Origin of the sequence: Leifsonia sp. AG29 (genome assembly GCF_009765225.1) — a bacterium.
In the GTDB taxonomy this organism is placed as follows: domain Bacteria; phylum Actinomycetota; class Actinomycetes; order Actinomycetales; family Microbacteriaceae; genus Leifsonia.
Genome location: NZ_VMSF01000001.1, coordinates 1,479,369 through 1,502,143, shown reverse-complemented (window position 1 = coordinate 1,502,143; position 22,775 = coordinate 1,479,369). Strand labels below are relative to the sequence as shown.

The 22,775-nt window shown below is 72.0% G+C and carries 14 protein-coding genes; 3 read left to right on the top strand and 11 right to left on the bottom strand.

The window, feature by feature from the left end; all coding sequences use genetic code 11:
- Window positions 1-15: 15 nt before the first annotated feature.
- From FPT20_RS07285 to FPT20_RS07245, 9 genes are all read right to left on the bottom strand, one after another.
- Window positions 16-2,349, bottom strand: coding sequence for a transglutaminase domain-containing protein (locus FPT20_RS07285; RefSeq protein ID WP_158863975.1), 2,334 nt, complete (start codon window positions 2,347-2,349; stop codon window positions 16-18).
- Window positions 2,346-3,686, bottom strand: coding sequence for a DUF58 domain-containing protein (locus FPT20_RS07280; protein ID WP_158863973.1), 1,341 nt, complete (start codon window positions 3,684-3,686; stop codon window positions 2,346-2,348). The genes FPT20_RS07285 and FPT20_RS07280 overlap by 4 nt, the downstream gene beginning before the upstream one ends.
- Entirely contained in the window at window positions 3,683-4,654 is a 972-nt protein-coding gene (locus FPT20_RS07275) for an AAA family ATPase (RefSeq protein ID WP_158863971.1), read from the bottom strand. The genes FPT20_RS07280 and FPT20_RS07275 overlap by 4 nt, the downstream gene beginning before the upstream one ends.
- A 67-nt stretch (window positions 4,655-4,721) precedes the next feature.
- The gene (locus FPT20_RS07270) at window positions 4,722-10,637 is read right to left on the bottom strand and encodes an Ig-like domain-containing protein (RefSeq protein WP_233265426.1); all 5,916 of its coding nucleotides are present in this window, start codon (window positions 10,635-10,637) and stop codon (window positions 4,722-4,724) included.
- Entirely contained in the window at window positions 10,634-12,067 is a 1,434-nt protein-coding gene (locus FPT20_RS07265) for a serine/threonine-protein kinase (RefSeq protein WP_158863967.1), read from the bottom strand. Before FPT20_RS07265 ends, FPT20_RS07270 begins: the two co-directional genes overlap by 4 nt.
- Window positions 12,068-12,240: 173 nt before the next feature.
- The gene (locus FPT20_RS07260) at window positions 12,241-13,077 is read right to left on the bottom strand and encodes a PP2C family protein-serine/threonine phosphatase (protein ID WP_158863965.1); all 837 of its coding nucleotides are present in this window, start codon (window positions 13,075-13,077) and stop codon (window positions 12,241-12,243) included.
- Window positions 13,074-14,243, bottom strand: a complete 1,170-nt coding sequence (locus FPT20_RS07255) for an FHA domain-containing protein (RefSeq protein ID WP_158863963.1) — start codon at window positions 14,241-14,243, stop codon at window positions 13,074-13,076. The genes FPT20_RS07260 and FPT20_RS07255 overlap by 4 nt, the downstream gene beginning before the upstream one ends.
- Window positions 14,240-14,974 carry a cache domain-containing protein gene (locus tag FPT20_RS07250; RefSeq protein WP_158863961.1) on the bottom strand — a complete coding sequence of 245 codons (735 nt, stop codon included), beginning with the start codon at window positions 14,972-14,974 and terminating at the stop codon, window positions 14,240-14,242. The genes FPT20_RS07255 and FPT20_RS07250 overlap by 4 nt, the downstream gene beginning before the upstream one ends.
- Window positions 14,967-15,734 (bottom strand): FadR/GntR family transcriptional regulator, encoded by a 768-nt coding sequence (locus FPT20_RS07245; RefSeq protein ID WP_233265425.1) that lies wholly within the window; start codon window positions 15,732-15,734, stop codon window positions 14,967-14,969. The genes FPT20_RS07250 and FPT20_RS07245 overlap by 8 nt, the downstream gene beginning before the upstream one ends.
- An 84-nt stretch (window positions 15,735-15,818) precedes the next feature.
- On the opposite strand from FPT20_RS07245, the gene FPT20_RS07240 reads away from it, so the two are divergent.
- The 3 genes from FPT20_RS07240 to FPT20_RS07230 are packed head-to-tail and all read left to right on the top strand — an operon-like array spanning window position 15,819 to window position 19,593.
- On the top strand, window positions 15,819-17,006 hold the full coding sequence (locus FPT20_RS07240; protein WP_199245701.1) for a CaiB/BaiF CoA transferase family protein: 1,188 nt from the start codon (window positions 15,819-15,821) through the stop codon (window positions 17,004-17,006).
- Window positions 17,003-18,178 (top strand): acyl-CoA dehydrogenase family protein, encoded by a 1,176-nt coding sequence (locus FPT20_RS07235; RefSeq protein ID WP_158863957.1) that lies wholly within the window; start codon window positions 17,003-17,005, stop codon window positions 18,176-18,178. Before FPT20_RS07240 ends, FPT20_RS07235 begins: the two co-directional genes overlap by 4 nt.
- A complete protein-coding gene (locus FPT20_RS07230) occupies window positions 18,175-19,593 on the top strand; it encodes an aldehyde dehydrogenase family protein (RefSeq protein WP_158863955.1) in 1,419 nt (472 codons plus the stop codon). The genes FPT20_RS07235 and FPT20_RS07230 overlap by 4 nt, the downstream gene beginning before the upstream one ends.
- A gap of 84 nt (window positions 19,594-19,677) precedes the next feature.
- Here FPT20_RS07230 and FPT20_RS07225 read toward each other — a convergent pair whose 3' ends face one another.
- Both FPT20_RS07225 and FPT20_RS07220 read right to left on the bottom strand, forming a co-directional pair.
- Window positions 19,678-21,210, bottom strand: coding sequence for an APC family permease (locus FPT20_RS07225; protein WP_158863953.1), 1,533 nt, complete (start codon window positions 21,208-21,210; stop codon window positions 19,678-19,680).
- A 125-nt stretch (window positions 21,211-21,335) separates the two neighbouring features.
- A complete protein-coding gene (locus tag FPT20_RS07220; RefSeq protein WP_158863951.1) occupies window positions 21,336-22,772 on the bottom strand; it encodes a gamma-aminobutyraldehyde dehydrogenase in 1,437 nt (478 codons plus the stop codon).
- Window positions 22,773-22,775 lie beyond the last annotated feature (3 nt).

Here is a 22,775-nt window from a genome sequence, read left to right as displayed (position 1 = left end):
CACACACCCGGCAGTTCATCGTGCGCGCTTCCTTCCTCGTCCCGTTCTCCCACGGTAACCGAGGGAGCGCAGCGAGACGGCCGCGACGAGCCTCTTCCATCGCGTGTCGCGGTGGTCGAGCTGCCGCCGCAGGTCGTCGACGGCGGCCCACACCGAGTCGGCCTCGTCGGCGCGGGGCGGGATGGGACTGAACACGGCCCGGTCGGCGACCCGCGCGAGGGCCCCGGCTCGGGATCCCCCGATCGTGGACGCGAACTCGACGCGGGTCGAGGCCGGCGGCGGGTCGTACCCGTGGTCGACCGCGGCGTCGGCGAACTCGCGCCAGCCTCCCACGATCCGTTCGGCCGGGGTGCGCGCGGACCGCCGGAGCGCGCGCCGCCTCCACTTCGCTGCGATCACGGCGAGGAAGGGCGCTGCCAGGACGGCGAGGACCAGCGCGGTCCAGCCGACGACGGCGAGGACCGCCAGCAGCGTCTCGATGATGGGGTTCGGCGGCTGAGGGTTGGTGGAGTCGACCTGCGCCTGCGGGGGCTCCTCGTTCTGTTGCGGGGTGTCGTCGACCGGAGGCTGCACATTCGTCTGCGGTCGCGTGATCTGGGTCGGCTGGTCGGGCTGCTTCGGCGGCACCGGTCGCTGCGGGGGCGTCGGGTCGACCGTCACCCAGCCGGTCGTCGTCTGCACCTCGATCCACGCGGAGATGTCCGAGCCGAGGAGGGTGACAGACGCGCCCGGGGGCGTCCCCTTCGGGGCGACGAAGCCGACGACCACGCGGGCGGGGAAGCCCAGCTGTCGCGCCATCAGCGCCGCGGTGACCGCGTACTGCTCCTGGTCGCCGAGCATGGGCACGTCCGTGAGCAGTTCGGTGATCCGGTCCGCGCCGTGACCGGAGCGACTCGGCGGCTCATCCTTGCCGACACCGTGACTGAGGTAGCCGTCGGTGGCGAGGCCTTCGAGCGCCGCGGCGAGCTTCGGCCCCGCGCCGCTGACGCCGGCGGTGTACTTCTGCAGCGTCGCCTGCAGCTCGTCGGGAACGACGGTCGGGCGCGGGACGAGGTCGGTTCCCGGTGCGACCCTCTCCAGTGCGGACGGCGTCACCGTCGGCCGCACCACGGACTGCGCACTGTAGGAATCGCCCGGTCGGAGCGGCGCGGTGACAGCCCCGGTCCCGGTCACGTCGTTGTAGTAGTACGCGTCGGCGAGGGCCGGCGCGTCCTTCCCACTGAAGCTGATCTGCTCGAGCTGACCGCTGCCGGGAACCCAGGGCCCGCGGTAATCGCGGACGACGACGTCGATGCTCGACCGCCTCCCGGACACCTTCGACTGGTCGATGCGATACGGCACCCGCGTGAACGACCCGGAGGGACTCGTTGCTCCGTCGCTCCCGACGGAGTAGGTGACGCCGTCGTACGTGTCCAGCGTCGCTATCCGCAGGCGGCCATCCGCCGGGAGCCCGGAGACGGTGAGCATCGGCTGCTCGTCACGAGGCTGCTCGAGGTAGCCGCGGAACCCGCTCAGCGGGCTCGGATAGGCGCGGGGGTCGAACGGCTGCTCGACGGCGGTGCGGACGACCGCGCGATCGCCGGCGGGAGGGACCAGGGCCGCGGCCGCGATCCCCGCCGCTGACGCGCCGATCACCATCACGGTCGCTCCCGCGGCCGTCAGCACGGCCGTCGATCGCCGCTCGTGGCGCGATTCGGACAGCAGGCCGCTCTGCTCGCGGAGGGTTCGGACGGAGGCGGCCCGCGCCCGCAGACGGAACCGGATCAGCCAGGCGAGCAGGAGGGCGAGCAGGGCGAGGACGAGCGGTACCGGCACCGCCGCCACCGACGAACCGAGAGCGACCCCTGAAGCGAGGAGCAGCACCGGCGGCAGCGCGGCGAACTCGGACCGTGACGCACGGAGGGCGATGGTCGTCGTGATCACCGCCGCGAGCAGGGTGAGGAGGAACGCCGGGACGAGCAGCGCCTGGTAGGCGCCGACGGGGATGCTGATCGTCACCAGCTGCTTCCAGCTCAGCCAGGTGGCTGTGACCAGGTCGACCAGCCCGGATCCGGTCGGGAGGAGCCCCGCCGCCGCCGCCTCACTCGGAACGGCCAGCTGCACCCCGAACCCGAGGAACGCTACGACGAGGGCGACCGCAACGACGATGCTCGGCCAGCGGAGAAGGGCGCCGGCCACGCCGACCACGCCACCGAGGAGGAGCGTGGAGGCCAGCATGAGGACGAACGCGGGCGACTGGTAGACCGGCCAGAACGACCACGCGGCGAGGCCGACCGCAGCGATGGCGAGCGCCGCGTCGATCAGGGACACACGGCGCGCGGGCCGGGGGGCGGTGCGCTCGGTGGTCATGTGGCGAGCCGATGGGCGAGACTCCGCTGGAGGTCCTCCAGGTAGCCGATGGTGAGGACGCTCAGGTCCGCGACGCGGCGCAGAGCCGGGACCGCGCCCTCGTCGCACACGATCGCGACGACGTCGACGCCGAGCGGGAAATGCGCGGCCGCCGCCCGCAACTGCCCGGGCGTCAGCGTGGACCCGCAGACGAGGAACGCGATGGAGACGCCCGTGGCTCCGTCGGCCGAGACCTGGGCCAGCTCCGGGAGGCGCAGGGCAGATCCGGACGTCTCGACCCCGGAGAGGTCGTCGAGCAGGCGCCCGCGGTTGATGGTGCTGAGCCGCCGCGAGCCGAGGACCATGCGCTTGGCGAAGTCGGGGGTCTCCACGCTGGCGACGACGGACACCGTCCGGGAGTCGGCGATGGCCCGGACGCCGAGGGACCCGGTGACGCTGACGGCGAGCTCGAACTCCTCCTCGGTGGCGTAGTCGGCCGCCGAGAGACTGAGAGCGACTAGGAGATGGCTGCGCCGGGTTTCCTCGAACTGGCGCACCATGTAGCTGCCGGTCTTCGCAGTGCTCTTCCAGTGAATGAAACGGCGCTCGTCCCCGGGGACGTACTCCCTGATGGCGTGGAAGGCGATGTCGCTCGCGGTGAGGTCGCGCGTGGGCGACCCCTCCAGATCCCGCACGAATCCGGTGCTCATGCTCGGGATGGCGATCGTCCGGGGGTGCACGAAGAGGTCCAGCGACTCGGCCCAGACCACCTCGCGGCGAAGCAGGCCCACGGGGTCCGCGCGAACCGTTCGCACCGGGCCGATCGGCACGATTCCCCGACGGGACGTCGGGACCACGAACACATCGGAGTGCTCCTCCCCCGGCGCGAGGGACGGCGCGGCGAACTCCGCCAGGCCGCCCCCGACGGGCACCTCGACGCGGAGGCCGGGCTGCCGGCGACGCCGCGGATTGCGCACGCTCACCTGCCCGGGCGCCCGGTCGCCGACGACGACCCGGTTCGACGGGAGCGACAGCCCGACCTCGAAGCCGATGCGGCCGACGAGGTACCCGGAGGCGATGACCAGCAGGGCGAGCGCCGCCCAGCCGGCGACCACCGCCTCCACGAGCCGGAACGCGTACCCGGTCACGAGGGCCGCGGCCGCGAGCACCAGCACCGACCAGCCCACGCCCGTGACCACGGAACCGACCCGGCGTGCGGCGACGGAGACGGCGCGCCCGGCCACCGCGCTCGTCCGCACGACCCAGACGATGGCGTCGGCGAGCAGGCCCTCGCGCGTCCCGACGATCCGGGCACGCGCGTTGGTCAGCTCGGTGGAGGTGCGGGTGACCGTCGTCACACGGCGATCCGTTCGCTGGGAGGCGGCACCTCGATGAGGAGCTGCCCGACGACGCTCGACGCGCTGACGCCCTCGAACTCGGCCTCGGCGTCGAGCACCAGGCGGTGCGCGAGAACCGGTTCCGCGAGGGCCTTCACATCGTCGGGGATGACGTAGTACCGGCCAGAGGCGGCAGCGAGCGTCTTGGCGGCGCGGAGCAGGGCGAGTGCGCCGCGCACGCTCACGCCGAGCCGGATCTCGTCGGCGGACCGGCTGGCCTCGACGAGGCGCGAGATGTAATCGTTGATCGTGGGGTCGACGTGCACGCCGCGCGCCATCGTCGCCATCTCGATCACCGTGCCCGCCGAGATGACCTCTGGGACGACCACCTCATGAGCCCGCCGCTCCGAGCCCTCGAGGATGCGCAGCGTCGCCTCGTGGTCCGGGTAGCCGATCGACGCCTTCATCAGGAACCGGTCGAGCTGCGCCTCCGGGAGGCGGTAGGTGCCCGCCTGCTCGATCGGGTTCTGCGTCGCGATGACCATGAACGGCGAACCCACCGGGTGCCGCACGCCGTCGACCGTGACCTGCTGCTCCTCCATGACCTCGAGGAGCGCCGACTGCGTCTTCGGGCTCGCGCGGTTGATCTCGTCGGCGAGCACGATGTTCGCGAAGACGGGACCGCGGTGGAACTCGAACGCCCCGGAGCGCTGGTCGTAGATGTTGACACCGGTGATGTCGCCGGGGAGGAGGTCGGGCGTGAACTGGACGCGGTTGCTCGTCCCGCGCACGCTCTCGGCCACGGCGCGCGCGAGTGATGTCTTCCCGGTCCCCGGGAAGTCCTCGAGGAGGAGGTGCCCCTCGCTGAACAGGGCGGTCAGGACCAAACGGATCACGTGGTCCTTGCCGAGCAGCACGCGGTCGATGTTGCTGACGAGACGTTCGAAGACGCCGGAGAACCACGTGGCCTGCTCAGGGGTCATCGTCATGGCTGGTCGTTCCTCCTCGTGATGGGCCGGCACGGGGCCCGGCCCTCCTCAGTATGCCGTCCGGCTCTCACGGCAGCGTCGATCCCGGGTACGGCACCGAGTACGTGTCGCCCCCGACGCGGACGGTGACCGTGAGGACGGGGTTCGGGTCGTCCGCCCCGGCGGTGCAGGCGGCCGTCTGCCCGAGGGGAGGCATGGGCAGCTGCGTCGTCCCGTCGCAGCTGTACGTCACCGCGGTGTACGAGCCGGTCGGCCAGCTGGTCCACGTGAAGACGTGGGTCGCCGGGTCGTAGCGGGCGCCGCCGATCGCCGCGTTCACGGCGACCCCGAGGTCCTGCGTGAAGCCGGAGTCGGTGCACAGCTGGGAGCCGTCGGGATAGCCCTCGCAGATCCTCGTGATCACGAGCGTCAGCGGTCGCCCGTAGTGGTCGGAGCCGGAGCCGGTCAGCGTCCCGCTCGTGCCGGCGAGCTGTCCGCTGTCGAGCACGGTCGAGCCGTCCTTCAACTGGTAGGAGACCGTCGGACCGCTGCCGCTCCCCGGCCGGTAGTCCACGCCGACGGTGAAGTCCCACGTCGTGGCGCCGCTCTTCGTGAGGGGCGACGTGACGCTCACCGACGTGACGGCACCCGGGGCCTTGCGCGGTGTCGCGGTCACGACCGCGCTCGGCGTGCAGCCCTGGCCGTTGTACGCGTAGACGAGGAAGTTGTAGGTCGTGTTGGGGCTGAGGCCGGAGAAGCTCACGCTGCCGCTCGAGGTCCGGACGAAGCTGTCGGACAGCGGATCGTAGTGCAGCACGGGTGCGCCGTCGGCCACGCCGGTCACGCTGCAGCCCGGCACCGCGCCTCCCTGGTACACCGCGGCGAAGTAATCGGTGACCTGTTTGCCGTTGTCGCCGAAGACGTTAGACCAGCTGAGGGTGGCGCTCGTCCCGTCCGTCGTGCTCGGCGTCGCTACCGGGGCCGTGCCGGTCAGGGTCGGCGCACCGGCGGGGACGCCGCTCCCCTGCGTCTGGTTCCAAGCGGCTCGCGACTGGTAGTAGCCGTTGCGCGAGGCGACCGTGAAGCCGAGGGAGGCGCCATTGGCGAATCCGGGGTCGCTCACCGGGAGCGCATAGGTCGTCCCGACCGGATCGCCCGGCGAGACCTGCAGCGCGCTCTGCACGCCGCCGACGGTCACGAGGTACGACGTGATCGGGCTCGCGCCGGATGCGTCGGCCGGCTTCGTCCACGTGACCCGGAGGCCGTGGTCGAGCGGCGTGGCACCGACGGACGCCGGTGCGCTCGGTACGACGTCCGACCACGCGGGCTCCGCGTACGGGGTGGGATCGGACAGCCCGAGGGCGTTCCGCGCGCGCACGCTCAGGACGACCGCGTTCCCCGGGCCGTTGCCCGGGGTCCCGACCGCGCAGACCGTCGCGGAGCACGGGGTCGTCGAGATCACGGCACCGGTCGTCGGAGAGCTCTCGGTCACCTCGAATCCGGTGATGGCGGAGTTGTTGAATGCGCCCGGAACCCAGCTGAGCGTGAGCTTGCGGTCGTCGATGGCCGTGATCTGGACGTTCGACACGGGCGCGGGGCGATCCTGCACCGAGACCGTCACGGTGCCCCACGTGTACCGGTCGGGGTCGCCGGTCGCATCGGCGACCTCGTACTGCAGGGTCGTATCGGCCGGCTGTGCCGACTGGTCGACCGAGATGTCGAGGACCGATCGGTCGCCGCTCGGGGTGATGGCGACGCCGGCGGGCAGGTCGCCTCCGAGGCCGCGCACGGCCACGACATGCAGCGGCTTGCCGGGGAACGGGTTCGTCGCGGCATCGTTGGCGAGCACGTCGACACTGGTGGTCTGCCCGCGGGGAGCGACGACGCGATCGGGCTGCGGACTCGCCAGCGGCCGGGTCGACGGGACGACGGAGATGTCGATCCGCCCCGCCTGGCCCGCGTTGACGGCGTCCTTCACGCCGATCGGGATCGAGGGCGTCGAGCCCTTGGCCGTCCCGGTCGGGACGGTGATGGTGAGCGTCTGCCCGTCGAGCGACGTGGTCACCCCCTCCGGCCTCGGGCTCTGGAGGGAGTAGCTGAGCTCCCCCTGGTCCTTCGCGTACGGATAGCTCGTCAGCTTGGTGAGGTCGACGGTCTTCGTCTGGCCCGGCTCGAACTCGATGAGCGCGCCGGTGAAGACGGGCGGCTGGTTCTGGCGGGGCGTCACCTGGATGGGCAGCACGATGGTGGCGACGTTGCCCTTCGGATCGGTCGCGCTCGAACCGTCCGTCACCTGGAAGGAGATGGACGCCGGTCCGAAGTAGCGCGAGGACGAGGTGAACCGCAGCGTGTCCTGGTCGACGACCAGGTCGTCGCCGTTCGCGTGCGTGGCGCGCACCGTCGCGGCGTCGGTCAGCCGGACCTGGCGGCCGCCCACCGCCACGATGTAGTCGTTCAGGTGGATCGTCAGCGACTTCTCGCTCACGACCGAGAGGGGCGGAGCGCCGCGTTTCAGCTGCGGGAGCGCGTCGTCGAATCCGGGGACGTGGACGAAGCCGTAGGCGGCCACCGACGGGTCCTCGGGGTTCGCCACCTTGAACGGGATGATCTGGCTCTTCGCGCCGATGGTCACCCGGATGCGGTTCGACGACGTCACCGACGCATCGGCCCCGTATCCCGGGACGACCGAGAGCTTCAGCGACCCCGACGACCCGTCTGCGAAGAACACGTTGGCCAGGACGTTGACGTCCACGTGCTCCTTGCCGAGGATGTCCGACAGGCCGAGCGTGGTGTCGGAGACGATCGGCCGTGCCGGCGGCGCGTTTTTGTCCACCGTCAGCCGAAGGAACGCCTGGCTCGTCCCGCCCCGCTCGTTCTGGATGGTGTACAGGAAGCCGTACGCTCCCTCCTGCTTGGGCGCCGTGACGACGACGAGCTGCCCGCGCACCTTGGCCTTCGCGCGGCCGTCGAGCGAGGTGACCGAGCTCACGCTCAGGGGGCTCCCGTCCGGATCGCTGTCGTTCGCGAGGACCTGCACGCTCAGAGTGCGACCGGGCCGGGTCGTGACGTCGTCCTCCACCGCGACCGGGTTGCGAGCGCCCTCGGCGCGGGGGGCGATGCCGACGCGGACGGTGCCGGTGGCGCGGGCCCCCAGCGCGTCGACGACGGCGTACGTGAAGGTGTCGGTGCCCGCGGCATAGTCGCCCGCCTGGAAGTCCATCCAGTCCGGTCCGGAGGCGATGACGGCCCCCTTCTGCGGGCTCGTCTCCTGCCCGATGAACTGGACCGAGTCGCCGTCGGGGTCGATGCCGGACAGCGGGATCGTCACCCGAACGGTGTCCCCGGCGAGGACCCGCGCCGTGACCGTCTTCGGGACGGGCGGGTTGTTCGTGGCCGGGTCGCGCTCGCGGACCGCGATGGTGACCTCGGCCGTCGCCCACTGGCCGTCCTCGCCGTAGACGCGGTAGGCGGCGGTGTAGTTGCCGGGCTTGGAGGGCGCGAGGTAGCGGAGGTGGTCGCCGCTGGCGAAGAGGAGGCCCGCGCCCGCCGGCAGCGGCGCGGCCAGTGCCGGGTCGAGGGTGAGCTTGTCGCCGTCGGGCTGCACGTCGTTGGCGAGGACGGGGATGTCGACGACGTCGTCGACGCGCACCGCGACGCTGTCGGGCGCCGCGATCGGCGGCTGATGGACGGTCAGAGCCGGAAGCTGGACGACCGTGACGGTCCCGACGGTGTCCGCCAGGCCGTTGCTCAGCCGGTAGTGGAAGTCGACCGGCCCCTCCAGCGGCCTCGTGAGCGTCACGCGCAGCGTCCGCTGCTGCAGGATCTGGACCTTGATGCCGCTGGCGGCGTCGGGCTCCGTGGCACCCGTGACGAGCAGCACGCCGCCCGACGGGTCGATGTCGGTGGAGAGCACGTCGACGTCCTGCGTCGACTGCTCGCGGATGAACGCTGTGTGCGGCACCGCGATCGGCGCGGTCTTCGCGCCGGGCGGGGCCTTCACCTCGACCCGGACGAGCCCGGTCGCCGTGATCGTGCCGTCGGTGACCGAGTACTCGATGTTGTGGGTGCCCGCCTGATCCGACTCGAAGCGGAAGGTCCCTCCCTGGTAGTCGGGCGTCAGCGTCGCGTCGGCCTTGGTCGGGACCGAGCTGAGCCGGACCGTGCCGTTGCCCCCGCGGACGTGGTCCAGCGGGCCGATCGTGATCTCCTGTCCCTGATACGCGAGCACGGCGAACGGATCGGCGATGATCGGCACCTGTCCGGGAGGCTGCACCGTGACGGCGAGAAGGCCCGCGGACTGCGCCCGGCCGTCGGACAGGGTCAGCGTGACGTCCTTGACGGAGCTGCCGGCGCTGTGGTCGGAGTAGGCGACCTGGCCCTGGGGCGTGAAGGTCGCGGTGTCGGGGCCCGGGACCGCGGCGCCGGCCAGGTAGAACGAGTCGCCGTCGGGGTCGTAGCAATCGCCGAGGACCGCCGTCGTCACCCGCCCGCCGACCTGGACCACGGCCTTCGCGTTCCGGACGCAGACCGGCGGGGAGTTCTGATCCGGTGTCCGGACCGTGACGACCACGTGCGCGGTGGCCGTGCCGCCACGCCCGTCGGAGATCGTGTAGTCGAACCGGATCACACCCGTTGCCGTGTCCGGGAGACTGATCTGCAGCTGCTGATCGGCATTGATCAGCTCGAGCGAGCCCTGCTCCTGCGGGATGGCGGTGAACGAGTCGATCGTCAGGACGTCGCCGTTCGGGTCGTAGTCGTTGAGGAGCACCGGGAGCGGGGTCACGCGCCCCGGGCGCGCACCGAATGCATCGTCGACGGCGACGGGAGGCTGCTCCTGCTTCTCGTACTGCGGTGCGGTGTCCTGCTTCGACTGGTCGACGAGCTCCTTCGTCGTCTTCTTGGAGACGAGCTCGTCCCAGTTGTCGATCCGCGCGTTGCCGCTCTGCACGGCCCACGAGACGCCGGACTTGCCGTCGTTGAGGACGGCCCGGTCCCGGTTCACCCGGAAAGCGAGCGCCGCACCGCCCGGCACCTGGTCGAGTCGGGAGGCGCTCCCCGGCCCGGTCGTCGAGCACCGCCGCCAGACCTCCCCCGTGGTCCACGCCGCGTAGGTGCACCCGGCGACGGTCACCGGAGCGACCGGCGAGCCGGAGCCGCCTCCGGAGAACCGCTCGGGCTTCCCCCCGTCGAGAGGGACCCGGATGACGCCGTCGCCGGCACCGATCCAGACCGCATCTCCCGCGGCGGCCGGCTGCTGGAGCACCGGCGCACCGGTCGTGCCGAGCAGACCGCTCAGGCTCACCGCCCGGCCGTCGATCCAGACGGTCCGCTGGTCCGGGTCGAGAAGAGCCCAGTGGCCGCCGACGGCGGTGAGCGAAGCCCGGGCGCCGTCGCCGCGGGTCGCGACCTTCTCCGTCGTCGTGGCCGGCTGATCGCCGGAGAGCTCGATCCGTACCACGGAGCGCGTCCCCGGCTGATAGGCGAAGAGGACGCCGGAGGGGTCCATCGCCGCCACCGCGCGCCCCCCGAGATCGATGGTCGCTCCGGCACCGGCGTTGAACTGCTCGAGCTGCTGCACCGTCGTCAGCCACAGCTGCCCGGTCGTCTGCGAGAGCAGGGCCACGTGGTCGCCGGCCAGGGCGAGCTGGGGCGAACGGGGCGGGAGGGCCACCGACTTGCCGCTCTCGGCGGTGGCGGGGTCGACGACCGCGACGGTGCTCGCCTCCCGGTCGACCAGGAGCACGGTGGAGCCGTCCTGAACGACATCGAGGGACTCGCCCGTCCCCGGCACGACCGAGTTGAGCCGGTCGATCTCGGTGTTGGCCCGACCCACGGACTTCTTCGCGTCGCTCGAGACCCACACCGACGCATCGTTGAGCTGCAGGTGCTGCGCGCTGTAGCCTCCGGACACCACAGCGAGGGTCGTGACGAGCGCCGCCGCGGCCGTGCCGCTCACCACGGTCGCAGCGACCGACTTGTGCGCGGCCAGCCAGGCCCGGATCACGGTCCCGTCCTCTGGACGCACTTCTGGCCGCTCGGCGAACCCGCGCGGCCGTCGCGGTTGACGGTCACCGTGACGCAGACGGTCTCACCCGGTCTCGCGTCGACGCGGAACTCGCTCGCGTGCTGGCTGCTCGGCGGCTGGTCATCGACCGTGACCTGGTAGGTGTCGTCGGTCTGGAGGCCCGGGTCGCTCCACGTGAAGACGATCGTCGTGCCGCTGAGCCGCCCGCTCAGGTCGCGCACGGTCGGGATGTCGCCGGCCGAGCCGGCTCGGACGAGGACGACGCCCGCCGTGACCGCGAGCACGACCACGAGCACGGCGCACGCGATCAGCGCGCCGACGAGGGCGCGCGAGGCGCGCGCGGGTGGCCCGGTCTGCGCCGGCAGTCCGGCGCTGCCGGCGCTCTCGCGCACGATCGTCCGGGTGGGCGCGTGCGTCGCGGCCGCCGCGGCCGCCGGCGAGCGCCGGCGGCGACGACGCGCCGCGGAGGGATCGACGACGGTCACACCCCGGATGCGGGTGCGGTCCTCCGGGTCGTCCGCGGTGGCGAGCGCCCAGTCGTCCATCGCCACCTCGATCGGCGTCTGCGGGAGGCCGAGCTCGGCCTCCACGGCCTGCAGTTCGCGGATCAGCTCGAGAGCGCTCCGCTGCCGCTGCGACGGTCTCCGCGACAGAGCGCGCAGGAGCACCTGCTCGAGGCGGGGAGGGACGTCCGGCCGCCCGATCGGGAGCGGGCGCCCCTTGGTGATCCGCTGGATGAGCTCGGCCGAGGTGTTCTCCTTGCCGGGCACCTCGAACGGGGATCGTCCGGCGAGCAGGGAGTAGACGGTCGCCCCGAGCGACCACACCTCGCTCGCGATGGTGCCGCTCGTCTCGTCGAGGACGACCTCGGGGGCCGACCACGGGATCGAGAGGCCGATGGCCTCGGTCACATCGGCCTCGCTGAGCGTCGCGGCGATGCCGAAGTCGCTCAGCACCGGATGCCCGTACGCCGTGGTCAGGATGTTGGACGGCTTGATGTCGCGGTGGAGGACGCCCGCGCGGTGGGCGGTCTCGACCGCGCTCGCGATGCGGATCCCGATGCTCAGCACCTCCGGTACCGGGAGCGGGTCGCTCCGGTAGCGCTGACCGATCGCCGCCGAGCACAGCTCCATCACGAGATACGGACGGCCGTCGGCCGACACGCTCGCCTGGTACACGGTGAGGATCGACGGGTGCGTGCTCAGCTGCGCCATGAGGTTCGCCTCGGCCTGGAACATCTGCTTGACCTGGCTGGTCACGACCTCCGCGAGCATGACCTTGACCGCGACCTGCCGCCGCGGCATGTTCTGCTCGTAGAGGAAGACGTCGGCGAAGCCACCGGACCCGAGCACCCGGACGTAGGAGAAACCGGGGAGGTTCGGCGGCTGGGACGGCAAGCGCCGGGCCAAGGTGCTCCCTCCCGTTCGTCGATGAGGCTGCCTTCGCGGGTGCAAAGCGTCTGATAATTGTAGGCAGCGCCTCTCCCCGACCGGTGGTGCGCGACCCGTTCGGGGGACAACGCGGGCACCCCCAAGTCGGGGGACAAGTCCGACGGCGGGAGACCTCCTAGGAGCGACCGAGGTCAGTGACGGCGCGCCGCGCGGCGCGAAACGCCGTCGCGGTGAGCGCCGCTCTCGGGCGTCGCGAGCACGTCGACGACGACGACCGTCACGTTGTCACGGCCTCCGTTGCCGAGCGCGGCGTCCATCAGCTGCTGAGCCGCGTCGAGCGGTGTGCTGCCCTCGGAGAGGAAGTAGCGGATCCCGTGCTCGGTGAGTTCCTTCGTGAGACCGTCGGAGCAGACCAGGAGGCGCGAGCCCGCGACGATCGGGAACAGGAAGAAGTCCGGGACCGGGTCCTCGTTGAACCCGACCGCCCGGGTGATGACGTTGCTGTGCGGGTGGACCTCCGCCTCGGCCGGCGTGATCGCCCCGGCGTCGAGCAGCTCCTGCACGATCGAGTGGTCGACCGTGAGCTGCTCGAGCACGCCGTCGCGGAAATTGTAGACGCGCGAGTCGCCGATGTTGAACACGAGCCAGTAGGGCGATCCCTGGACGAGGGTGAGGGCGATGCCGGTGACCGTCGTGCCGGTGCCGAGGTCCGTGTGCCCGACGCCGCGGCCCATGTCGTCGACCGCCGCCCGGAGCGCCGAGGTGAGCGCCTCCTCCCCGACGAAGTCGGAGGCGACCTGCTCGGCGAGCCGGGTGACGACCGCAGTGCTGGCGAAGTCGCCGGCCGTGTGGCCGCCCATCCCGTCCGCCACCGCGAAGATGGGCGACCGGGCCAGGAGGCTGTCCTCGTTGACGCTGCGGCGGTAGCCCGTGTCGCTGAGCGCCGCCCACGACAGGCTGATGCGGGCGTCGGGGGTGCCCGGGACGGCCACGGTGTGGCGTCTGCTGCTGCGACCGATCTGGGTCACTCGCGTCCTTCGTCTCGGCGGGCGGTGATCTCGATGATATTACCGTCGCCGATGTCCACCCTCGCGCCGATGAGCACGACGCGGGACTCCCCTGGCCGCAGACGGACCGAGCCGCCGGGTCCGGTGACCCGCGTCCCGTTGGTGGAGCGCAGGTCGGTGACCACCACGGCATCGCCCGATTGCTCGATCCGCGCGTGGGTGGAGGAGACCTCCTGCGTCGCCGACGCGACCGCGACGAGGCGCGGCACCGGTCCCGATCCGACCCGCGGTGCCACCGGTCGTCTCCCGAGCACCACGGGCTCGTCGAGCGGAATGCTCTCGCCGGAGGGGAGGCGGACCGCGAAGCTCGCGGGCGCTTTCGGGCGGATGACGGGCTCTGTCTCCGGCAACGGGTCCGCGATCGCGGGCGCGCCGACGAGCGGGACGGGACCCGGACGATCCGAGATCCCGGGCGTGCGGACGACGGGCCCGGCGGCCGGAGGCTCCTCGATGTCGATCGCACCCGGCACCTCGTGGCTGACCGGATGTCCGCCCGGGATGACGGGCGCCTCGGGGTGCAGGAACAGGCTGGAGCCGGGTTGACGGCCGCGGATGATCGTCTCGTCGACCGCGGCCGGATCCGACGGCGCCTCGGGGGCCTCGGGCCGCGCTTCAGCGGCGGCTGCTCGTTCGAGCGGAGACGCGCTCCAGGTGAGCAGCTCCCCGTCGACCACGGCGATGCCGATCGGGAGCGAGCCCGTTGCGCGTCGTGCCACGGGCCCCGTCGGCGCATCCTCGCCGCCGAGGACAAGCCCCGTCACACCGCGGAACTCCGCCAGCACCCAGGGCTGGACGCCGCCCGACCCGAACCGGCGCGCGCCTCCGACCGAGAACACGTCGATCGCTGCCGACCCGCGGACCACGGCTGTGACGACGGTCTCGCCCTCCGGGCCGATCGGTCCGAGCTCCGCCACGGCGAACGAGCGCACGCTCTCCGGGCCCGCGAGAGGGAACGCCCCGACGACCGACTCGATCATGGCGAGTTCCGACCCGGCGAGCCAGAACAGCGTGTCGACGATCGCGTCGGAGACCGTGCTCTCGACCGCGGCGAGGAACGTCCGGCCGGCGATCACGAGCCATCGGGAGGGCCCCGCGGTCGGCGCGTAGCGGGCGTAACCGGGGGTCATCGCTCCCGCCTCCCGGTCGTGGTCCGCACCAGCCGGAACGGCGTTCCCGGGCACTCGAGCGCCGCGGCGCCCTCGACGACGAGGACGCTGCCGCCCGCCACCGTGGGATCGGTCGACACGACGACCCTCCCGTGCTCGTTCACCAGGGCGAGCGGCTCACCGGACTCGAGCATCGACGGGAGGAGCTCCCGCTCCAGCCGCTTGACGTACAGATCCGCGCCGACGACGCCGATCATCGCTCCGTCCCGTTCGACCGGGATGGTAACCGTCACGATGTAGTCGCACGCGCACAGATGGTCCACGTACGGGCCGGTGATGTGCGCCCGGTGCGTCGAGGCGGGGATGCTGTACCACTCGAGGGAGCGGAAGTCGCGCAGATAGTCCGTGTAGTACCGCGTGGCGAGGTCCAGCCGGGTCGGCTCGCTCGTCGCACCGAAGACCGGGTTGGCGTCGAGGGGCCCCAGCCACCAGGCGAAGTGCAGGTCGCGGCCGCCCAGGAGTTCGGGCGCGGCGACGAACCCGGCGCCGACGAGCAGCGCCTCCGGTTCCGCGAGAGGCGGGAGGACGAGCGCGCTGACCAGGTCGTCGAGAGCGGCCGAGGAGGGATCCTCCGCGAGCCCGAGCAGCACCCGCCGACGCCACCCGGTGAGGGTTTCGTGCACCTCGGCGAACAGCGTGCCGACGTGTTCGGCCGCCACGCGGACGGTGTCGAGCGCGATCGTCTCAGGCATCCATACCGCCTCCCGTCTCGATCCGTGTCTTGGCCGCCAGCAGCCATTGGGCGATCGCCGTCAGCAGCTCGCCGATCTCCGACCGGGCGGCGGCGGCATCCCGCTGCGCGACGGCACGCGCCACCGCGGCGATCCACTCGGCCGTGCGCTCGCGGAGCGCGGGATCGCGCATCCCCACCCAGAGCAACGGGCCGTGCTCCGCCTGCAGCCTGATCTGCTCGCGCACCAACCTGGTGGATTGGCTGAGGACGGCGAGCTCCAGGAGGAAGCCGCCGGCATTGCGGCGGGCCGCGGCCGCCGTGGAGAAGTCCGCTGCGGCGACCCATCCGGCCAGTCTCTCGTCGTCGATCGCCGTCGCCCGGAGCGCCGCCTGATCGGCGCACCCCGCGGCGATGGCCGTCAGATACACGGCCAGGTCGGAGAGCTCGACCCGCGAGATCCCCCGCAGGCGCGCGACGAGCAGGGCGTCGTCGGCATCGGCCGGTGCCACGACGAAGCTGCCGCCGTCACGGCCGCGCCGCGTCTCGACGAGACCCGCCTCGCGGAGCATGCCGAGCCCCTCCCGCGCCGTCACCAGCGCGACACCGAATCGCCGCGCCAGCTCGGCCTCGCTGGGGAGCCGCTCGCCCGCTGCGAGCACGCCGAGGACGATCGCGTCGGCGAGGCGCTGGGCGACCTGCTCCGCGCGGCCGGCGTCGGCGAGCTGGGCGAAGACGGCCGCGCGCGCCCCTGGCGCGCCGCGTGTCGTGAGGTCGGTCACGCCCCCACGATAGCCGCGAATAATCATGCGGTATAGGATGAATGAGCGTGTCCGCGCCGAGGCGGCACGCGCAAGGGGGTGCGCATGGCCGAGGGAGTGCTCGCGGGTCTCCGGGTCGCCGACTTCTCCCGCGTGCTGGCGGGGCCGTACGCGACCATGATGCTCGCCGACTTCGGGGCGGACGTCGTCAAGATCGAGAGCCCCGCCGGAGACGACACGCGCTCCTGGCGACCGCCGGTCGACGCCTTCGGCGAGTCCACGTACTTCGCATCGGTGAACCGCGGCAAGCGCTCCGTGATCTGCGACCTCTCCCAGCCGGACGGGCTCGCCACCGCCCGCCGGCTCGCCGAGACAGCCGACGTCGTCGTCGAGAACTTCCGGCCCGGCGTCATGGAGGGATTCGGCCTGGACGAGGAGATTCTGCGACAGCGCAACCCAGGGCTGATCTATTGCTCGATAACCGGCTTCGGGCGCGCGGGAGGCGCGGAGCTGCCCGGCTACGACCTCCTGGTCCAGGCGGTCGGCGGCCTGATGTCGATCACCGGTTCGCCCGAGGGCGAGCCGACCAAGGCGGGCGTGGCCCTCGTGGACGTCCTCACCGGCCAGAACGCCCTGGCGGGGATCCTCCTCGCGCTGCGCGAACGCGACCGGACGGGCCTCGGCACGCGGGTCGACGTCGACCTCCTCAGCTCGCTGCTTTCCGCCCTCACCAACCAGGCCTCCAGCACGCTGGCGACCGGCCGCTCCCCCTCCCGCCTGGGCAACGCCCACCCCTCGATCGCCCCCTACGAATCGTTCAGCGCCGCCGACCGCGACCTCGTCGTCGCCGTGGGCACCGACCGGCAGTTCGCTGCCTTCGCGGAGGTGCTCGGCCGCCCGGACCTGGCCGGGGACGAGCGCTTCCGCACCAACGACCGCCGCGTCGCCTCCCGGGAGGAGCTCCGCGCCGAGCTGGCGCCGCTGCTCGCTGCACGGAGCGCCGGAGAGTGGGTGACCGCCCTCGGCCGGGCGCGCGTGCCGGCAGGCATCGTGAACACGATCGCCGAGGCCTTCGCCTTCGCCGAGGCGCTCGGCCTCGACCCGGCCGTCGTCGCGACGGATGCCGCCACGGGCCGCACCTCCCGCCAGCCGGCGACTCCCATCCGCCTGCGGGACGCCCCCGCGGAGCACCGCTCGCCCGCGCCCCGGCACGGCGAGCACCAGGCCCTGTGGGCCGATGAGATGGCCGCGCAGGACTCCCCCGCGCTCACAGAAACGGAGAACCCCGAATGACCCCCGACCCGCGAGCAGCCCTGGAGGACGTCTTCAGCATCGACCCGCTCCTCACCGAGGAGGAACGGGGCTGGCGCGATCGGGCGCGCTCGTTCGCCGAGCAGCGCATCCTCCCGATCATCGAGCAGGACTTCGAGGACAAGCACTTCCGGACGGAGCTCGTGAGCGAGCTCGGCGCCGCCGGGTTCCTGGGCATGCACCTCATGGACCCGGGTTGCGCGGGCGCCGGGGCGGTCTCGTACGGGCTCGTCTGCCACGAGCTCGAGGCCGCCGACAGCGGCTGGCGCACCTTCGTGTCGGTGCAGGGCTCGCTCGCCATGAGCGCGATCTCGAAGTACGGCTCCGACGAGCAGCGTGCCGAGTGGCTTCCGGCCATGGCGCGCGGCGAGCGGATCGGGTGCTTCGCCCTCACCGAACCGGACGGCGGAAGCGACCCCGGCGCGATGCGCACGTCGGCGCACCGCGACGGCGACGACTGGGTCATCACCGGCTCCAAGCGCTGGATCGGGCTCGCCTCCCTCGCCCACGTCGCTGTCGTGTGGGCGGCGACGGAGGACGGCGTCCGCGGCTTCCTGGTCCCGACCGAGTCGGTCGGGTTCTCCGCACGGCCCATCGAAGGCAAGCTCTCGATGCGCGCCTCGGTGCAGTGCGACGTGACCCTCGACGAGGTCCGCGTGCCATCCGACGCCCTGCTGCCGGGCGCGCGCGGGCTCTCCGGGCCGTTCGGGTGCCTGAACGAGGCCCGCTACGGAATCGTCTGGGGGGCGATGGGCGCGGCACGCAGCTGCCTGGAGGCGGCCCTCGGCCGTGCCACGAGCCGCCAGGTGTTCGGGCGGCCGATCGGGTCGACCCAGCTGATCCAGGCGAAGCTCGCCGACATGCTCGTGGAGTACGAGAAGGGCGTCCTGCTCGCGCTGCATCTCGGTCGGCTGAAGGAGACCGGCCGGCTCACGCCCGCTCAGATCAGCGTCGGGAAGCTGAACAGCGTGCGCGAGGCGCTTGCGATCGCGCGCGAGGCGCGGACCGTCCTCGGCGGCGACGGCGTCACGAGCGCGTTCCCCGTGATGCGCCACATGGCGAACCTCGAGTCCGTGCGCACCTACGAGGGAACGGATGAGATCCACACGCTCGTCCTCGGGAGGGCGCTCACGGGGCTCGGAGCGTTCGCATGACGGGCGTCGAGACCGCCGGCGCCGCCGTCTCGGTCGACGAGGCCGTTGCCGCTGCCCGCGCCGCGTTCCGCACCGGCGCGACGCGCGCCGAACGCAGCAGGTGGCTGGAGGCGCTCGCTGCTTCACTGGAAGCGGATCGCGACGAGCTGGTCGCGCTCGCGGCACGCGAGACCCATCTGGCGGAGACGCGCCTGACCGGTGAGGTGGCCCGGACCGCGGCGCAACTCCGGTTCTTCGGCGCCGTGGTCCGCGAGGGCGCCTACCTGGAAGCGGTCGTCGAGTCCCCGGATCCGGGGTCGATCCCCCCTCGACCGGACCTCCGGCGCATGCTCCGGCCGCTCGGCCCGGTCGCCGTCTACACGGCGTCGAACTTCCCCTTCGCCTTCTCGGTGCTCGGAAACGACACGGCGTCGGCGCTCGCAGCAGGCTGCCCCGTTGTCGTGAAGGCTCACCCCGGGCACCCGGAGCTCTCACGCCGCACGGCCGCTCTCGCGGCACAGGCGCTGCCTCCCGGCTGGCTGACCCTGGTCGAGGGCATGGAGGCGGGGCGCGAGCTCGTCCAGCACTCGGGCGTCGCGGCGGCCGGCTTCACTGGATCGGAGCGCGGCGGACGGGCCCTGTTCGATCTCGCCGCCGGCCGTCCGCAACCGATCCCCTTCTACGGGGAGCTGGGCAGCATCAATCCGGTCGTCGTCACCGCATCGGCCGCGGCCGAGCGAGCGGAGGCGATCGGCGCGGGCCTGGTGGCCTCGTTCACCCGGGACGCCGGGCAGTACTGCACGAAGCCCGGACTCGTCTTCGTCCCTCGCGGCGGCGGCATCGAGGATGCCGCGCGAGCCGCCCTGGCCTCGGCGCCCGCGAGCCGGCAGCTCACCGAGGGCATGACCGCCGCCTTCCGGACCGGGCTCGGCCGATACTCCGATTCGCCGGGTGCGGAGGTGGTCACCGAGCCCATCGCGGAGTCCGACGCGTCCGCCCCGTCGCTCGTGCTCGTCGACGCGGACGAGTTCCTCCGCGAGCCCGCCGTTTACCTCGCCGAGTGCTTCGGCCCCGTGTCGGTGCTCGTCCGGTACAGCGACCCGGAGCTCGAAACACTGCTCGACGCCCTCGAGCCGTCGCTCACCGGGACGATCCACCGCGGCTCGGCCGAGGACGTGACCGCGCTGGCCGGGCGTCTCGGCGGCCGCGTGGGGCGCCTCCTGTTCGACGGCTGGCCCACCGGCGTGGCGATCGGCTGGGCGCAGCATCACGGCGGCTCGTGGCCCGCGACGACCGCGTCCGTCCACACCTCGGTCGGTGCGACGGCGATCCGCCGCTGGCTGACCCCGATCGCCTACCAGGACGCTCCGGCGGACGTCCTCCCCGCCGAGCTGCGCGACGGCAACCCGCTGGGCATCCCGCGCCGCGACGCCTGAGCCGGGAACGGCTGAGGGCCTCCCCGAACGAGCGGAGGAGGCCCTCACCGGGCGGTCAGGCGCCGGGCGGTTGGGCGGCGACGGTCAGGCGCGCGGTGCCTCGGTCGGCGCGGGGACATTCCCTGCTCGCCGCTCGCGCAGCAGCTGCGCCACGCGGATGGCATCGCCCTCGGGCGCATCGGAGCTCCGATCCGGCCGGGCGAGGAACAGGTACAGCAGTCCGGCACCCGCGACGATGCCGAGCCCGATCAGCACGATCCAGTCGTTGAAGGGGTTCCCGGTCGCCGTCGGCCAGGCGAGCAGCACCATGGCGAACACCCCGTAAGCGAGCGCCACGATGTTGATCACGAGACCTGCGCCTCCCAGGCTGAACGGTCCCGCCGGACGCCACCCCTTGACGCGCTGCCGGAGCGACGCCAGCACGACCGACTGGAACGCGACGTAGATCCCGAGGACCGCGAAGGCGGTCACCTGGGTGATCAGCCCGTCCGGTCCCACGTAGACGATCAGCGTGATGACGACCGGGATGCTGCAGGCGACGATGAGGGCGTTCACCGGGACCTTCGTGCGCGGCGACACCCGGGCCAGCCAGCGGTGCGCCGGGATCATGCCGTCGCGCGCGAACGAGAACAGGAGGCGGCTCGCGGCGGCCTGGAGGCTCAGCACGCACGAGAGGAAGGCGGTCACCGCGACGACCAGGAAGATCTTCGCTCCGACCGTCCCGAGCGCGGACTGGAGGATCCCCGGGATCGGGTCGGCGTCCTTGCCCGAGACGATCTTCTCGAGGTCCGGCGCGGCGAGCACGTAGCCGCCGAACGCGAACAGCGCCGAGACCCCGCCCACGAGGATCGTCATCATCATGGCCTTGGGGATCCGGCGCGCCGGATCTGCGACCTCCTCCGCGACATCGCCGCAGGCCTCGAAGCCGTAGAACAGGAAGAGCCCCGCAAGCGCCGCGCCGAGGAAGGCAGCGACGTACGACCCGTCGCCCTGGACGCCCATCGTGTCGAAGAACACGGAGAACGGGTGCTTCCGCTCGAAGATCAGCAGGTAGAGCCCCACCGCGATGACGCCGATGAGCTCGGCGCCGAGGCCGATCCGCGCGACCGTCGCGAGCGTCTTCGTTCCCGTGAAGTTGAGGGCGAGCGCGACCACCAGGAGGAGCACGGTCAACCCGAGCGTCGATTCCTTCGTCACCGGCATCCCGAACAGGCTGGCCAGGAAGCCGCTCCCGTAGCCGGCCACCGCGGTGATCGTGACGATCATCGCCCAGATGTAGACCCAGGCGGCCATCCAGGCGTAGCGGCGCCCCCAGAGGCGCCGGGCCCACGGGTAGATGCCGCCGTGGATCGGGTACTGCGAGACGACCTCACCGAAGACGAGGGAGACGAGCAGCTGGCCGGCCCCGACGATGACGATCCACCAGATCGAGGGCGGGCCGCCGGTCGCCATCGCCACGGCGAACAGCGAGTACACGCCGACGAGCGGCGACAGATAGGTGAAGCCCAGGGCGAAGTTGGCCCACAGGGTCATCGACCGGTTGAAGGAGTCCTCGTACCCGAGGACGGCGAGGTGCTCGCCGTCTCCGAGGTGCGTGGACGAGGGTTCTGCAGACATCGGATGCCTTCCACTCTGATCCGCACCACTTCGTGCGTTCGTGCAGCGTAGCGGAGGACGGCCGCCGATACCTATAGGACAGGATGTTTCCACCGCGCGGCGTGTCGCCGGAGCCCGGCGGGACGTCACTCCCCGATATACGACATGACGTGCTTGATGCGGGTGTAGTCCTCGAAGCCGTACATCGACAGGTCCTTGCCGTAGCCCGAGTGCTTGAAGCCCCCGTGCGGCATCTCGGCGACGATCGGGATGTGCGTGTTGATCCAGACGCAGCCGAAGTCCAGCCTCTTCGCGAAGCGCATCGCGCGGCCGTGGTCGCGCGTCCACACCGACGACGCCAGGCCGTACTTCACGCCGTTCGCGTTCGCGAGCGCTTCCGCCTCGTCGCGGAAGCTCTGCACGGTCTGCACCGGGCCGAAGATCTCGTTCTGGACCGCGTCGTCGTCCTGGTGCAGTCCAGACACGACCGTCGCCTCCCAGAAGTAGCCTCGATCGCCCTGCCGGCGGCCGCCGGTCTCGATGCGGGCGTGGTCGGGCAGCCGGTCGATGAAGCCGCTCACCTGGGCCAGCTGGTTCGCGTTGTTCAGGGGCCCGAAGAGGACGCCCGCCTCGCGGGGCGCCCCTGTGCGGGCGTTGTCCCGCGCGTACTGCGAAAGGGCCGCCACGAACTCGTCGTGGATCCCCTCCTGCACGAGCAGACGGGTCGCGGCGGTGCAGTCCTGGCCGGCGTTGAAGTAGGCCGCGGCGACGATGCCCTCGACCGCCTTCCCGATGTCGGCGTCATCGAACACGATCACCGGCGCCTTGCCGCCGAGCTCCAGGTGCACGCGCTTGAGGTCGAACGAGGCGGCTCGCGCCACCTCCATACCGGCGCGGACCGAGCCCGTGATCGAGATCAGCTGCGGGATGGGGTCCGCGGTCATCGCGGCACCGGTCGTGCGGTCGCCGAGCACGACGTTCAGCACGCCGTCGGGGAGGAACTCGGCCGCAACCTCGGCGAGCAGCAGCGTCGACAGCGGCGTCGTCTCCGACGGCTTCAGCACCGTCGTGTTGCCGGCCGCCAGCGCCGGCGCGAATTTCCACACCGCCATGTTGAGCGGGTAGTTCCACGGCGTGACCTGCCCGACCACCCCGATCGGCTCGCGGCGGATGAAGGAGGTGTGGTCCTTCATGTACTCGCCGGCCGACTTGCCCTCGAGCGCGCGTGCGGCGCCTGCGAAGAAGCGGATCTGGTCGACCGACAGCAGGATCTCGTCCTCGACGAGGCTCGCCCGCGGCTTGCCCGTGTCCTGCGACTCGAGGTCGGCGAACTCCTCCGCTCGCGCCTCCATCGCGTCGGCGATGCGGAAGAGGGCGAGCTGTCGCTCGGCCGGGGTCGTCTCGCTCCAGACGGCGAAGGCCTTCTCGGCCGCCCGGTAGGCGTCGGCGACGTCCTCCGCGGTCGAGATCGGCGACGTCGCGTACTCCTGCTCGGTCGCCGGATCGATCAGGGGGAAGCCCGCGGTGCCGCGCACGTCGACGTGCCGGCCCGCGACGAAGTTGCGGAGATCGGGTGTCTGCATGCC